The organism is Pantoea sp. App145, assembly GCF_047947045.1.
In the GTDB taxonomy this organism is placed as follows: Bacteria; Pseudomonadota; Gammaproteobacteria; order Enterobacterales; family Enterobacteriaceae; genus Pantoea.
In genome coordinates this window covers 3048669-3063004 of sequence record NZ_CP133290.1, presented here as the reverse complement: position 1 = coordinate 3063004, position 14336 = coordinate 3048669, and the positions used below count along the sequence as shown (strand labels likewise).

13 protein-coding genes and 1 riboswitch are annotated in these 14336 nt (G+C 56.9%); of the genes, 7 read left to right on the top strand and 6 right to left on the bottom strand.

The window, feature by feature from the left end; all coding sequences use genetic code 11:
• Nucleotides 1-286 precede the first annotated feature (286 nt).
• Nucleotides 287-2119 carry an ABC transporter ATP-binding protein gene (locus RCF31_RS13990; RefSeq protein ID WP_416411210.1) on the top strand — a complete coding sequence of 611 codons (1833 nt, stop codon included), beginning with the start codon at nt 287-289 and terminating at the stop codon, nt 2117-2119.
• Here the strand turns inward: RCF31_RS13990 and RCF31_RS13985 are convergent.
• Complete coding sequence (locus RCF31_RS13985) at nt 2116-3231, bottom strand: GNAT family N-acetyltransferase (RefSeq protein WP_416411209.1); 1116 nt, start codon at nt 3229-3231, stop codon at nt 2116-2118. The two genes, RCF31_RS13990 and RCF31_RS13985, sit on opposite strands and share 4 nt — an antisense overlap.
• A gap of 124 nt (nt 3232-3355) precedes the next feature.
• On the opposite strand from RCF31_RS13985, the gene RCF31_RS13980 reads away from it, so the two are divergent.
• The 3 genes from RCF31_RS13980 to RCF31_RS13970 all read left to right on the top strand — a co-directional run bounded on the left by RCF31_RS13980 (nt 3356) and on the right by RCF31_RS13970 (nt 5913).
• On the top strand, nt 3356-4255 hold the full coding sequence (locus tag RCF31_RS13980) for a LysR substrate-binding domain-containing protein (RefSeq protein WP_416411208.1): 900 nt from the start codon (nt 3356-3358) through the stop codon (nt 4253-4255).
• A 99-nt stretch (nt 4256-4354) separates the two neighbouring features.
• Nucleotides 4355-5296 carry a glutathione S-transferase family protein gene (locus RCF31_RS13975; protein ID WP_299448341.1) on the top strand — a complete coding sequence of 314 codons (942 nt, stop codon included), beginning with the start codon at nt 4355-4357 and terminating at the stop codon, nt 5294-5296.
• 11 nt (nt 5297-5307) lie between these two features.
• Entirely contained in the window at nt 5308-5913 is a 606-nt protein-coding gene (locus RCF31_RS13970; RefSeq protein ID WP_416411207.1) for an alpha/beta hydrolase, read from the top strand.
• Here RCF31_RS13970 and RCF31_RS13965 read toward each other — a convergent pair.
• Together RCF31_RS13965 and crcB are read right to left on the bottom strand one after the other, a co-directional pair.
• The gene (locus RCF31_RS13965) at nt 5910-6725 is read right to left on the bottom strand and encodes a sugar phosphate isomerase/epimerase family protein (protein WP_299448345.1); all 816 of its coding nucleotides are present in this window, start codon (nt 6723-6725) and stop codon (nt 5910-5912) included. The two genes, RCF31_RS13970 and RCF31_RS13965, sit on opposite strands and share 4 nt — an antisense overlap.
• Before the next feature lie 107 nt (nt 6726-6832).
• Nucleotides 6833-7210 carry a fluoride efflux transporter CrcB gene (gene crcB, locus RCF31_RS13960; RefSeq protein WP_299448347.1) on the bottom strand — a complete coding sequence of 126 codons (378 nt, stop codon included), beginning with the start codon at nt 7208-7210 and terminating at the stop codon, nt 6833-6835.
• Nucleotides 7211-7301: 91 nt separating this feature from the next.
• A riboswitch (Fluoride riboswitch) is annotated at nt 7302-7377 on the bottom strand.
• 134 nt (nt 7378-7511) lie between these two features.
• Between crcB and RCF31_RS13955 the strand changes: the two genes are divergently transcribed.
• The gene (locus RCF31_RS13955) at nt 7512-8429 is read left to right on the top strand and encodes a nucleoside hydrolase (RefSeq protein ID WP_416411206.1); all 918 of its coding nucleotides are present in this window, start codon (nt 7512-7514) and stop codon (nt 8427-8429) included.
• A gap of 20 nt (nt 8430-8449) precedes the next feature.
• On the opposite strand, the gene RCF31_RS13950 is transcribed toward RCF31_RS13955, so the two are convergent.
• Nucleotides 8450-9478 carry a zinc-binding alcohol dehydrogenase family protein gene (locus tag RCF31_RS13950; RefSeq protein WP_416411205.1) on the bottom strand — a complete coding sequence of 343 codons (1029 nt, stop codon included), beginning with the start codon at nt 9476-9478 and terminating at the stop codon, nt 8450-8452.
• Between the two features lie 135 nt (nt 9479-9613).
• Here RCF31_RS13950 and RCF31_RS13945 point away from each other — a divergent pair, with 135 nt between their 5' ends.
• Nucleotides 9614-10516: an FCD domain-containing protein gene (locus RCF31_RS13945; RefSeq protein WP_416411203.1), complete on the top strand. Its 903-nt coding sequence runs from the start codon at nt 9614-9616 to the stop codon at nt 10514-10516.
• 172 nt (nt 10517-10688) lie between these two features.
• Nucleotides 10689-12041 carry an MFS transporter gene (locus RCF31_RS13940; RefSeq protein WP_416411202.1) on the top strand — a complete coding sequence of 451 codons (1353 nt, stop codon included), beginning with the start codon at nt 10689-10691 and terminating at the stop codon, nt 12039-12041.
• Between the two features lie 125 nt (nt 12042-12166).
• Here the strand turns inward: RCF31_RS13940 and RCF31_RS13935 are convergent, their stop codons facing one another.
• Together RCF31_RS13935 and RCF31_RS13930 are read right to left on the bottom strand one after the other, a co-directional pair.
• Nucleotides 12167-13081 carry a LysR family transcriptional regulator gene (locus RCF31_RS13935; protein ID WP_084877729.1) on the bottom strand — a complete coding sequence of 305 codons (915 nt, stop codon included), beginning with the start codon at nt 13079-13081 and terminating at the stop codon, nt 12167-12169.
• Nucleotides 13082-13083: 2 nt separating this feature from the next.
• Nucleotides 13084-14148 (bottom strand): dipeptidase, encoded by a 1065-nt coding sequence (locus RCF31_RS13930; protein ID WP_416411201.1) that lies wholly within the window; start codon nt 14146-14148, stop codon nt 13084-13086.
• Nucleotides 14149-14336 lie beyond the last annotated feature (188 nt).

Here is a 14336-nt window from a genome sequence, read left to right as displayed (position 1 = left end):
AAAGGAGGGTGCGATGCTGCACAGAACCCTGAATTTCCATGCAGCAAAGTGACGGAGTGTGCGCCAGGTCGAGGAAAATAATTCGCCAGATAACTATGTGGGCACTAATGGAATGGGAACCGACGCACGATAAATCGCGCCGCTACAAGTCAGTGCAGGCTGTAGCGGCGCGATTTATCGCGCAAAAAACCACGCAGTTCACGACCACGGATAAGCAATTCCATATCGGTTTTCTCCCTAAGTTGCACTAAGCTGAAAGACTCTATGAGACGGAAAGAGTGACGCTATGCTGTATCGCCGTTTTGAACGTTTTATCAATATTTTCCAGGATGCACCAACGGATTCTCCCCCTTCCACTGTCTGGCCGTTTTATCTCTACTATCTGCGTCAGGTGTGGCCGAGTTTTATCGCCCTGCTGATTGTCGGGCTGGCTCAGGCGCTGATCGAAGTGGCGCTGTTCAGCTATCTCAGCCGTATTATCGATCTGGTGAACCATTCGACCCCCGCCACGCTGTTTAGCGACAACTGGCCGGTTTTACTTTGGATGGGCGTCGTGGCGTTGATTCTGCGGCCGATCGTGATTGCCGTGCACGACCTGCTGGTGCATCAGAGCATCAACCCCAGCATGACCAGCATGATTCGCTGGCAGCATCACAACTACGTATTACGCCAGAGCCTGAATTTCTTCCAGAACGATTTTGCCGGGCGCATCGCCCAGCGCATTATGCAAACCGGCAACTCGCTGCGTGATTCGGCAGTGCAACTGGTTGATGCCATCTGGCACGTACTGATCTATGCCGTCACCTCGCTGGTGCTGTTCGCCGAAGCCGACTGGCGTTTGATGATCCCGCTGATTATCTGGCTGGTGGCCTATAGCCTGTCGCTGCGTTACTTCGTGCCGCGCGTGAAGCAACGTTCGGTGGCCTCATCGGAGGCGCGTTCCAAACTGATGGGCACCATTGTTGATGGCTATACCAACATTGCCACCATCAAATTGTTCGCCCACAACGACCTCGAAAAACGTTATGCACGCGAGGCGATTCAGGAGCAAACCGACAAAACCCAGCAAGCCAGCCGTATGGTCACCAGCATGGATATCACGCTGTCGAGCCTGAATGGCCTGCTGATTGTCAGCACCTCCGGGCTGGCGCTGTGGCTGTGGAGCCAGTCGCTGATTAGCGTCGGGGCGATTGCGCTGGCGACCGGCCTGGTGATTCGCCTGGTGAATATGTCAGGCTGGATCATGTGGGTGGTGAACGGCATCTTCGAAAATATCGGCATGGTGCAGGATGGCCTGAACACCATCTCCCAGCCGCTCAGTGTGCAGGACGCACCCGCCGCGAAGAAACTTCAGGTGACGCGCGGCCAGATCCGCTATGAAGACGTACGTTTTGATTACGGCAGCGGCCGCCAGGTGATCAATCGTCTCAACCTCAATATCAAACCCGGGGAGAAAATCGGCCTGATCGGCCCGTCGGGTGCCGGAAAATCGACCCTGGTGAATCTGCTGCTGCGACTGTACGACCTCAATGGCGGCCGCATCATGATTGATGACCAGAACATCGCCAACGTGACCCAGGAAAGCCTGCGCGGCCAGATTGGTATGATCACCCAGGACACCTCGCTGCTGCACCGTTCCATCCGTGAAAACCTGTTGTATGGCCGACCGGATGCCACCGAAGCGGAGCTGATACAAGCCATTCACCGCGCGCGTGCTGACGAGTTTATTCCCTTGCTGTCCGACCCGCAGGGACGCACCGGGCTGGATGCGCACGTCGGCGAACGCGGCGTGAAGCTGTCTGGCGGCCAGCGCCAGCGTATCGCCATTGCCCGCGTGCTGCTGAAAGATGCACCGATTCTGATTATGGATGAAGCCACCTCGGCGCTGGATTCCGAAGTGGAAGCGGCGATTCAGGAAAGCCTGGAAACCTTAATGCAGGGCAAAACGGTGATTGCCATCGCCCACCGTCTCTCCACCATCGCCAAAATGGATCGCCTGGTGGTGCTGGAGAAAGGTGAAATTGTCGAGATGGGCAACCACCGTGAATTGCTGACTCAGCAGGGCTTGTATGCACGCTTATGGCAGCATCAGACCGGTGGTTTTGTCGGCGTGGATTAATCGCCGCGTCGATACGGCAGGGATTCACGCGCCTCCACCGCCCAGGCGCGCATCCCTGCCCGCTCCTGTTGCAGAAAATCGTCCACTGCGTCACGTAACCCCGGATGGCTGAGATAGTGCCAGGAGTGGGTCAGCTGTGGCTCAAAGCCACGGACCAGCTTGTGCTCGCCCTGCGCCCCCGCATCAAAACGCTGTAACCCTTCTGCGATGGCGAAATCCATGCCCTGATAAAAACAGGTTTCGAAGTGCAGCCGATCAAACTCCGCCAGGCAGCCCCAGTAGCGGCCATACAGGGTGTTGTTATCCACCAGACAAAACGCCATCGCCGCCTGCTGCCCCTGCAATGAGGCGATGCACACGCGGATGCTGTGCGGCATACGCTCCGCAAGCAGGCTGAAGAAATCACGCGTCAGGTAAGGCCGCTGACCCCGCACCGCATAGGTGTTGGCGTAGCAGGTGTAGACAAAATCCCACTGGTCTTCGCGCAGCTGATCGCCCCGATACCACTCAAAGGCGAAACCACTGCTGGCAACCTGCTCGCGTTCTTTGCGCAGTTGTTTACGCTTGCGCGACATCAGGGTATCGAGGAAATCCTGGAAATCACGGTAGCCGCGATTATGCCAGTGATACTGAATGCCAAGACGCGGCAGCCAGTCCTCTGCCTGTGCCAGCAGCCCATTGGCGTGCGGCGTGGTGAAGTTGATATGGGCGCTGCTGAGCCCGTGCTGATGCAGATAATCCGGCAATTGGGCAATTAAACTGGCGGCATCGCCCAGCAGCCGAGCGCCGGTCACCGGGCTGAACGGAATCGCGCCAAGCCATTTGGGATAATACAGAATGCCCGCCCGCTGGCAGGCATCGGCCCACGCGTGGTCAAACACGTATTCGCCCCATGAGTTGCGTTTTCGATAACCCGGCAGCGCCGCTCGGATTTCCCCCTGTTCGCGCCAGATCAGGTGATCCGGCTGCCAGCCGCTTTCCGGCCGCACGCTGCCACTCTCTTCCAGCGTGAGCAGAAAAGCGTGGCGTAAAAACGGTTGATCGTCAGGTAATAACGCATCCCAGGCGGCGGCGCTGACGTCCGCCAGTGATGACAGGTGAAGCAAAGACATCCACGGCTCCCGGCCAGATTAAAGGCGAACCTGTAGTCAAACAGGTTTTGCCAGCGGGGAAAAGGTGCAGCGCACCGAATGCCAACCGTTTTATACTCTGGCTTTTACGCCGTCAGGAAGCGCCATGGATCGTCTTGATTGTGACCGCATGTTTGTCGCTGTGCTGGAAGTGGGCAGTTTTGCCGGTGCTGCCGCACGCCTCGGCACCAGCAGCGGCCAGGCCTCGAAGCTGGTTTCAAAACTGGAGCAGGAACTCGGCGTGCAGCTGTTCAAACGCAGCACGCGTGCACTGTCCGCCACCGAGGTGGGCCGGGCCTATTACGAACGGGTGAAAAGCCTGCTGGAAGCCTTTGATACGCTGGATGCCACGGTGCGCGAAAGCGCCACCACCCCCACCGGTCGCCTGAAAATCAGCGCACCCGGCACCTTCGGTACCGCCGTGCTCGCCAGCGTGCTGGTGGAGTTTGCCCGTACCTATCCGTTGATTGAACTGGACGTGAACTTCTCCGATCGTGCAGTGAATATCGTCGATGAAGGGTTCGATATGGCGATTCGCATCGGTAAGCTGGACGACAGCAGCCTGATTGCTCGTCGCCTGGGTGATGTGCCGGTACGCGTGGCGGCCTCACCCAGCTATCTGCAACAGCATGGCACGCCGCAGCACTGGCGCGATCTGGCAGCTCATCAATGTATCAGTGACACCAATTTCCGCGATCCCTGCCACTGGCCGTTCGTCACGCCATGCGGCGATAGCGTCAATATGCCAATTCGCGGTCGGTTGTGTTTTTCCAATACCGAAGCCTGTATGCAGGCGGCACTGGCCGGGCTGGGCATTGCACGCCTGCCGGGGTTTATCGCCGCCCCGGCCTTGCAGCGCGGTGAGATCGTCTCGCTGCTCGATGCCTTCGCCACCCCACCGCTCGGCCTGTTTGCCCTCTACCCGCACGCCCGTCATCTGGCGCAGAAGACCCGCCTGTTGATCGACTTTCTGGCCGATCATTTCCGTCATCATCCGCCGGGCTGATTCCTTCCATATTGGAAGGAATAAAAGCCATTTTGCCCGGATTATCACCCATCTGCTCAACGGGTAAGCTAACCAGCATCACCACAGAGGAGCAGAGCGATGTTGGTAAACGGTAAGTGGAGCGCAGAGTGGCATCCGGTGCAGGCCACCGATAAACAGGGCGGCTTTGTCCGTCAGACATCCAGTTTTCGTCACTGGATCAGCAACGACGGATCGACCGAATTTGCCGCCGAGCCAGATCGCTATCATTTGTATGTGGCGCTGATTTGTCCGTGGGCCTCACGCACCCTGATTGCCCGCAGCCTGAAAGGGCTGGAGCAGGTGATTAGCGTATCGGTGGTGGAACCGCAGCTTGGTGAGCAGGGCTGGCATTTCGGCGATTATCCCGGTGCCAATCGCGATACCCTGAACAACGCCGAATACCTGCATGAACTCTATACCCGTGCCGCTGCTGATTTCACTGGCCGCGCCACCGTACCGGTGTTGTGGGATAAAAAGACCCAGACCATCGTGAATAACGAATCCGCTGATATCCTGCGTATGCTGAACAGCGGTTTTGGATCCCTGGCCGATAACAGCATCGATCTTTATCCGGCGGATCTGCAAAGCGAGATCGACGCTCTGAATGAATCGATCTATCCACGCCTGAATAACGGCGTGTATCGCACCGGTTTCGCCACCACGCAAATCAGCTACCAGCAGGCGTTTCATGATGTCTTCAGCCAGCTGGATGAGCTGGAAGAACGGCTGAGTGACGGGCGTACCTTCCTGCTGGGCGAGCAGCTGACGGAAGCGGATATTCGCCTGTTTGTCACGCTGATCCGCTTTGACGCCGCGTACCACGGGCTGTTCAAATGCAACCTGCGTCGCCTGCGCGACTATCCGCAGCTCAATCGTTACCTGAAGAGTATGCTGGCAGTTTCTGGCGTGCGTCAGACAGTGAATATCGACCATATCAAACAGGGTTACTATTCAATCAAGGCACTGAATCCGAATGGTATTGTGCCGGTTGGCCCGGATATGGCGGAATACGGTTTTTAAGGAGCAGCAAGATGGCAAAAGCGTTAGTGATTTTTCTCCACGGCGTTGGCAGTAATGGCGCTGACCTGGCGGGACTTGGCCAGCACTGGGCCAGCGTGTTACCGGATGTGGCGTTCGCCTCGCCGAATGCCCCGATGCCGTTCGAACACGGTATGGGTTATCAGTGGTTCAGCCTGAACGGCGTCACCACGGAAAATCGTCCGGCGCGGATCCGTGAAGCGCGGGCCGCGTTTGATGCCACGCTGCAACCGCTGATGGCGCAGCATGGGTTTACCGATGCCTGGGATAAAGTGATTCTGGTGGGATTCTCGCAGGGTTCGATCATGGCACTCGATGCGCTGGCAGCAGGCCGCCATCCGCTGGCGGGCGTGGTGGCGTTCTCGGGCCGTCTGGCGTTCGATGGCGCGTTGACACCGCAGCCGCATACGCCCGCCCTGTTGATTCACGGCCATGCTGACGGGGTGATTCCGTGGACCGAAAGCGAATCTGCCGCGCAGCGCCTGAAATCTGCCGGTGTGACGGTGGAGACTCGCTTCGAACCGACCACCGGTCATACCATTTCGTCGCAGGGCGCAATGGAAGCCGCCGCCTTTATCGCCCAATGCTTGCAGGATTAAGGCCAGTAGCGATTCAGCGCTGCCCAGGCCTGTTGTGCAGCCACAGCCGGTGGCTGCGCTTTTAATGCATCGTTAAACACTTCAATGCCGACCGGGCCGTTATAGCCCGCGCTTTTCAACTTATCGACAAAACGCTCCACCTCGATGATACCATCGCCAGGCAGTAAACGCTGGTGGCGTGCCATATCGATAATGGCGTCGTTATTCTGCGGCGGCAGCACCGCCATATCGCACAGCTGAACTTCATAGATACGATCGGCGGGGATACCATCGAGTTGCGCCGCATCGCCCCCCAGGGCGCAGATGTGGAACAGATCGACCACCAGACCGATATTGGGTTGATCCAGCCGTTGCAGCCGCTCCCACGCCAGCGGCAGGGTGTTATCGACGCTGCACCACGCCATTGGCTCGTACATAATTCGCATCTTATGACGCGCCGCTTCCGAGGCCATCCAGCGCAGATCTTCATCGATACGATCGGCCAGGCAATCTTCCCGCGTGGTAGCCGGAGCCTGAATGGTGTCGCAGCCCAGCGCTTGGGCAATCTGAATAAACTGACGCAATTCTTCGCGCTTTTGCAGACGTTCACGATCCGGCGCACCGGTGAAGTCGCGTAATACCTGCAAATTGGTAAACCGGAGTTGCTGCTCTGCGGCCAATTGCGCCAGCGCCAGCGTCCCCTGTGCGCTGGCCTGTACATCTTCACGCCAGATTTCAACCTGATCAAAGCCAGCCGCACGCGCCGCACGCAATTTCTGTTCTGGCTCACCGTTTAACAACACCAGGTTAAGGAATTTGGGGTGACTACTCATCAACGGGCTCCTTAATCGTCCGGATAAATCGGTGACAAATTCTGTGCGTCACGCGCACAGAACTCTGACCAGTATCTACCTCTTAATGGTTATTTCAAGCGTGCTGTTTATCCTAAGAGATTGACCACGGCAAATCCGGCGAACGTCATCAGTAAAGAACCAATAACGTGCACCATCACACTCGACATGGCCCAGAAATATTTCCCCGTCTGCAACAGCACCACAATTTCGGCTGAAAAGGTGGAAAAGGTCGTGAGGCCGCCGCAGAGGCCGGTGACAATCAGCAATTTCCATACCGGGTCGAGGTGAGGATTCTTTAAAAACCATGCCATCGCAGCACCAATAATAAACCCACCCGCCAGATTCACCAGCAAGGTGCCAGGCGGTAGATTGGGAAACAACGTATTAAAGCGGAGAGAAATCAACCAGCGCAGTGAACAGCCAATAGCACCACCGAGCATAACGGCCAACAGCGATTTCAACATAAATGTGTAGCTCCTGAGATGAGAAACGCGCAGGGCCGCGGCAGGACAGAAAAACACCTGACACACCGCCGTCTCCCGCGCAGGGATAAGAGTGTTGTCAGGCGTCATCAGCCGTCTGTTGCCAGAACGGCGGTTGGGGAAGGTGGCACGCCATCACCTTAGGGGGAAGATAATACGCTGGCTGATACTGGCAGACAATATGTGACTGGCAACAAGGTGTTGGATAAAAGGCCCCGCAAATAGCACCTTCGCAATCACCCATTTTTGTTTTACCTTGCCAGAAAACGAACTGGAGATCCCAATGCGCACCCTGATTTTTGATACTGATATCGGCGTGGATGACGCCTTTGCGCTGGCCTATGCCGCGCGCACTCAGCATTTGCTGGGCATCACCACGGTGTTTGGCAATGTTGCGGTGGGTCAGGCGGTAAAAAATGCCAGGCTGTTTTGCGAGAAGATGGGGATTGATGCGCCGGTCTATCGCGGCTGTTCACGCCCGCTGGCACTGGCTCCGTCGGCACCGGCGCGTCTGCATGGCGAAGATGGTCTGGGCGATGCCTTTACCAATCCCCATAGCGACCAGGCCCCCAGCGCAGTGCAATTTATTATCGACAGCGTGCGCGCCCATCCACACGCCATCACCCTGGTGGCGATTGGCCCGTTGACCAACATCGCCAGCGCGATTAATCAGGCACCGGATATTATTCCGCTGGTGAAAGAACTGGTGATTATGGGCGGTGCGTTTGGCACCGACGGCCACAGCGGTAATGTCACGCCTTTCGCGGAATTCAATATCTGGAAGGACCCGCATGCCGCCGATCAGGTGCTGGCATCAAAGCTGCCAGTGGTGGTGGTGCCGCTGGATGTCACCCATAAGGTGTTGATTACCGGCGCAGAAGTGCGGCAGCTCAATCAGCCGGTGTTGAGCGCCATCTGCCGTCCGTATCTGGCGTATAGCCTGGAGAAAGAAGGATTTGATGGCATGGCGCTGCACGACACGCTGACCCTTTCCTGGCTGGCGCTGCCGCATGCTTTCCACCTGACGGAAGCGCCGGTACGGGTGGTGACCGAGGGCATCAGCAGCGGCCAAACGCTGCGCCGCCTGAACGCCCTCGCCTCTCGTCATGACCCTTTCGCCGGGTTGCGTGCACAGCGCCTGTGTCTGGGGGTAGAAGCTGACGCGGTGCGCCAGCACTTTTTCGCCACCTTGCAGGCTTAACGCTTTTGTAGCGGCGCGATTTATCGCGCGAAGTGAATAACGCCTTTGATTAACTCGCGGTTGTTAATCACATCAGGTTCAAAGGTTTCCGCCAGGGTGGAGAAATCATAATGACGATTGAGCATCATGTCGGCACGTAGCTGGCCCGTTGCCATCAGTTCGCGCACTGTATCGAAATCTTCGCGCGTGGCGTTACGGCTGCCCATCAGCGTGGTTTCTTTTTTGTGGAACTCGGTATCCGGGATCACCAAATCGCCTTTGTGCAGGCCGACAAACACGATGGTGCCACCGTGACGGATCAGTTTCACCGCGCCGTTCATCGCCGCCGGGCTGCCGGTGGCGTCAATCACCTTCGCCGCCAGTCGGCCACCAAACTGCGCGCGCAGGGTGGCATCAAAATCCGCATCCAGCGGGTTGATGGTGGTCAGATTAAGGTGTTGCGTGACATGCGCCCGCCGTTGTTCGCTGGTATCGGCAACCACCACTTGCGCCCCTGCGGCGGCAGCGATGGCAGCAACCCCGAGGCCAATGGGTCCGGCTCCGACCACCAGCACCTGTTCATCTGCCGCCACGGCCGCCCGACGTATCGCGTGTGCGCTGATGGCAAAAGGTTCGATGAGGGCTGCGGCTTCTACCGCCACATCATCCACCGCCAGTAAGTTGTTTTGCGGCACGCTGAGTAGCTCACAGAAGCCGCCATCCTGATGCACGCCAATCACCGAAATGTTTTCACAGCAGTTGGTTTTGCCACTCTGGCAGGCATCGCACTGCTGGCAGGAAACATAAGGGATCAGCGCCACGCGCTGGCCGGGGGTAAAACCGCTGGCCGCACTGCCCAGCGCCACCACTTCGCCACACAGCTCATGGCCCAGCACGCGCGGATAGCTAAAGAACGGCTGATTCCCCGCCCAGGCGTGAATATCGGTGCCGCAAATCCCGGCGGTAATCGGTTTGATCAGGACCTCGTGTGCTGCGGGGGTCGGTCTGGGGCGCTGCTGCCACACCATGCTGCGGGGTTCCATTACCACCAGGGTTTTCATGCTTGTCATAGGTTTCTCCTGTGCTGATGTCGCAGTTATGGCGAAAATCGATGTTAACGGCTTGTTGCGCATACGGAAGTGTGAAGTAACACGATTTTTTTGGGCTTTCGATGGTTTTTAATAAATAAAAAACCGGAGCCTGCTATGAGCCGAAGCCAGAATCTGCGCCAGAACGTGATCAACCAAATGCTGGAAGGTATTGCCCAGCGCCATATTCGTTCACCCTTACCACCGCAGGCGGCGCTGGCGGAAATGTTCAATATCAGCCGTACCACGGTGCGCCATACCCTGCATTACCTGCATCAGCGTGGTGTGCTGGAAAAGGTGGATGAGACTTACGTCATCGTGCGTGATCCTGGCGACGAGGACGGTTTCATCGCTCTCACCCCGCCGATCGAGCAGCAGGCGGCGCAATTTGAGCAAACGTTTTTTAATCTGATCAACCAGCGGCTGCTGATGCCAGGCGATACCTTTACCGAGCTGCAACTGGCGCAGCGGGTGAAGGTCAGTCCGGTGGTGGTGCGGGAATTTCTGCTACGGTTTATGCGCTACAACCTGCTGGAACCGGTAAAACGCGGCCAGTGGCGCATGAAGAAGTTCGATCAGGATTACGCGGAGAAGCTGTTTGAACTGCGTGAAATGTTAGAAACCCATGCGCTGAACCGTTTTCTCAATCTGTCCTCGCATGACGAGCGCTGGATTCAGGCGCGTGATTTGCTTGACCGCCATCGCGCGATGCGTGACACCATCGCCAGCGATTATCGCCACTTCGCCGCACTGGATAAGGAGATGCATTCGCTCATCCTCTCCGCTGCCAATAACCCGTTTTTCAATCAGTCGCTGGAGATCATCTCGGTGATTTTTCATTCACATTATCAATGGGATGAGAGTGATTTGAAGCAGCGAAATATTGTGGCGCTGGAGGAGCATATGGCGATTCTCACCGCGCTGATTAGCCGCCAGGATGTGGAAGCCCTGTGCGCCCTGCACACCCATCTTGGTACTGCTAAGAGCTCAATGATCCGCTCAATTCGTCAGTACAATTAAAAACCGATTAAAAACCACAAATCATTAGCTCCCGCACGAATCAGAAACATCTTTGCAACATCCTGTCACCTTTGCTTCTAGTCTCGAGCCATCTGTTGAGGTCGCATCTGTTGGCGACCACAGAATCCCACACTGACTGATAACGATAAGTACCCAGCTCCGGGAGGTTGCAATGGAAAATACATCAGCTCGTGGTCGCGAGACAGCGCCAGCCCCAGCCGCAGATGGACGTGATTTCGTCCCCGCCCGTGGCGATGTGGTGCGCTCACCGCGCATCAAAAAGATTCAGATGACAGCGATGTTGTTGTTGCTGTTTGCCGCCATCATTAACTATCTCGACCGCAGTTCACTGTCGGTGGCCAATATGACCATTCGCGGTGAGCTGGGTCTGTCCGCCACCGAGATTGGTGTACTGCTGTCGGCGTTTTCGCTGGCTTACGGTCTGGCGCAGCTGCCATGTGGCGCGCTGCTGGATCGCAAAGGTCCACGCATCATGCTGGCACTGGGGATGTTCTTCTGGTCGCTGTTCCAGGCGGCAGCGGGGATGGTGCATAACTTTACCCAGTTTATCCTGGTGCGCATCGGCCTCGGCATTGGCGAAGCGCCGATGAACCCGTGCGGTGTGAAGGTAATTAACGACTGGTTCAACATTAAAGATCGCGGCATGCCAATGGGGATGTTTAACGCCGCGTCGATGATTGGCCTGTCTATCGCCCCGCCGATTCTGGCGGCGATGATGCTGGTACTGGGCTGGCGTGGCATGTTTGTTACCATCGGCGTGCTGGGTATGTTCCTCGCTATCGGCTGGTATCTGGCTTATCGCAACCGTGATAACAGCAAGCTGAGCGCAGAAGAGATTCACTATTTGCAGGCGGGCAGTGTCGCGTCACGTAAAGAACCGATTAGCTTTGCCGAGTGGCGCGGGCTGTTTAAGCAACGCACCATGTGGGGCATGATGATTGGTTTCAGCGGCATCAACTACACCGCGTGGTTGTATATCGCCTGGCTGCCGGGTTACCTGCAATCTACCTATAACCTCGACCTGAAAAGCACCGGTTTGCTGGCAGCGATTCCGTTCCTGTTTGGTGCGGCGGGTATGCTGCTGAACGGTTATGTGGTGGATGCGCTGGTCCGTCGCGGTATGGACGCGGTGAAGGTGCGTAAAGTGAGTATCGTCAGCGGCATGTTGCTGTCTGCGGCGTTCACTGCCTTCGTAACCCGCGCCACCGACACCACCAGCGCGGTGACGTTAATCGGGATGGCGCTGTTTTGTATCCATTTTGCCGGTACATCCTGCTGGGGGTTGATTCACGCGAACGTTACCGCTCGCATGACCGCTTCGGTCGGCAGTATCCAGAACTTTGCCAGCTTTGTGTTTGCGTCGTTCGCTCCGGTGATCACCGGCTGGGTATTGGATACCACGAAATCTTTCAGCCTGGCGCTGATGATTTGTGCCGGTGTGACGGTGGTGGGAGCGCTGGCGTATTTGTTGTTGGTGCGTCAACCGATTACGGATGGGGTTTGATTTCAGGGTATAACCGCGTAATAAATTGCGCCGCTACGACAACGTGCAGTTATTTGTAGCGGTGCGATTTATCGCGCTCTTTTGGCCGCAACACTAACGTCAAAGGCGCGCAATGAATTGCGCCGCTACGGATTCACCGTAAAAAACCTCGACTCACACTGCCGTGCAATCTCCCACAACTTATTTCTAATCACCTGCTTCAGCTGCAAAGTCGATTGCGACTGCGGCCGATCGCGGCGACTGATCAGCATCACCTCAAACGGCAACGGTTGCGCCACCGGCAGCAGCTTGAGCTGATCGGCATAGCGACAGGCGGTGAACAGATCCACCACCCCCACGCCGCCGCCCGCCAGCACCATATCGGCAATCACCGAATAGGTTTTAATCGACAGCGACACCGCCGGCGTCAGCCCTTTATCGCGTAACGCCCGGTGCAGCACCCGACCTAGTGGGTCCTGGCTTTGCATCATCAACAGATTATTGGCGCACAACCATTCCAGCGTGACCGGTTCGTTGTGGGTGTGATCCCGTGGCAGCAACGCCACCATCGAAGATTGAAACAGCGGCTCGGCCAGCAGGTTAGCATCCACCTGCTGACCAAATACCAGCGCGAAATCGAGCTGATTTTCGAGAATGCTGCGGCACAGAGTGCTGAAATGTTCGGTGACCAGTTCCACGCTGACCGATGCGGCCTGCTGTCGCCAGGTCACCAGCGCCGGAGCCAGCACCATCTGACCAAACGCATGGGCGGCCCCCACGCGTACCGTCTGCCCTTCGCCACGTCGCAGCTGCTCCGTCAGTTGCGTAATCGCCTGCAACCTTTGATACAGCTCCTCCACTTCCGGCAGCAAACGCCGACCTTCCGCCGTGACGATCATCCCCTGCGCCCGCCGCTCAAACAGCGCAAAACCGAGCTGTTGCTCGGCGTGATTCAGCACCCGGCTGACATTCGGCTGCGAGACATTGAGCAGGCGCGCGGCACCGCTGATGCTGCCGCTCTGCACTATCGCCTGAAACACCTCAATATGTCGCAATCGCATGATTATTCGCCCCAGGTCGCTTCGAGCACGCGCAGCCAGTTGCCATAACAAATCTTCTCCAGCAACGCCTGCGAATAGCCACGCGCTGCCAGGGCATCCACCAGTAGCGGGAAACCAGCCACATCTTTCATGTCGCCCGGCATGGTCGCACCATCGAGGTCGGAACCAAAACCGACTCCGTCCTCACCCACTTTTTCCATCAGGTACTCCACGTGACGCACGATGGCATCGACCGTGGTCGGAGCATGGCGATCGCCATCTTCACGCAGGAACGGCACCGCAAAGTTAACCCCCACAAACCCCTGGGTTTCGGCAATCGCCGCCAGCTGACGATCGGTGAGGTTACGTGACTGGGCGCTTAACACATGAGCATTGGAGTGGCTCGCCACCAACGGCGCATCGCTGATGTCGGCGGTATGCCAGAACCCTTTTTCATCCATGTGCGACAGGTCAACCATGATGCGGCGCTGATTACAGTCGCGCACCAACTGCTTGCCCGCCGCCGTCAGGCCGTTGCCAATATCTGGTGAAGAGGGGTAACGGAACGGCACGCCATCACCAAACTGATTAGGACGGCTCCACAACGGCCCGAGGGTGCGTAAACCGCTGGCGTAGAGGATATCCAGCAGCTCGCCGTGAGTATCCAGCGCTTCCGCTCCTTCAATATGCATCACCACGGCCAGCACGTTGCTGGCCATGCACTGACGAATCTCCCGCACGCTGCGACAAATCTTCACCTGCCCCTGCGACGCCTGCTCAATACGCAGCAGCAAAGCCAACATGGAAAAGGTGGCATCGCGTGCAGTACCAACAATTTCTTCAGGAAATTTTGAGAGGTCTGGCGCACTTCTTGCAACTAGCGGGTGTGATGGCACCCAGGTGGCAAAAATCCCACCTACCATATTTCCCTGCCGGATGCGGGGAAAGTCCATCTGCCCCGATTCGGTGCCATTCAGGAAAGCATTTACCGCGTCAGGCTGATGGTGTTGCCACAGTTTGTTCAGGACATCGTTATGACCATCAAAAACCGGGATGGAAAGCCGGTTGGCGTTACGCAAGTCAGACATGTTGTACCCGTTTCATGTTCAGGAGAAAGCGCAAGCGCTGCCAGCTGGCGGGGCAAAATGCACCAAAATGAGGCAAGCGCCTGAGCGTGAAACAAAAGGCTTAATGCCTGTTATTAATCCCCCTGCACCGCAGGAAAGTCAAGACAAAAAACAGCAAAAATAAAATATTTCATTTTAATAATCAATAA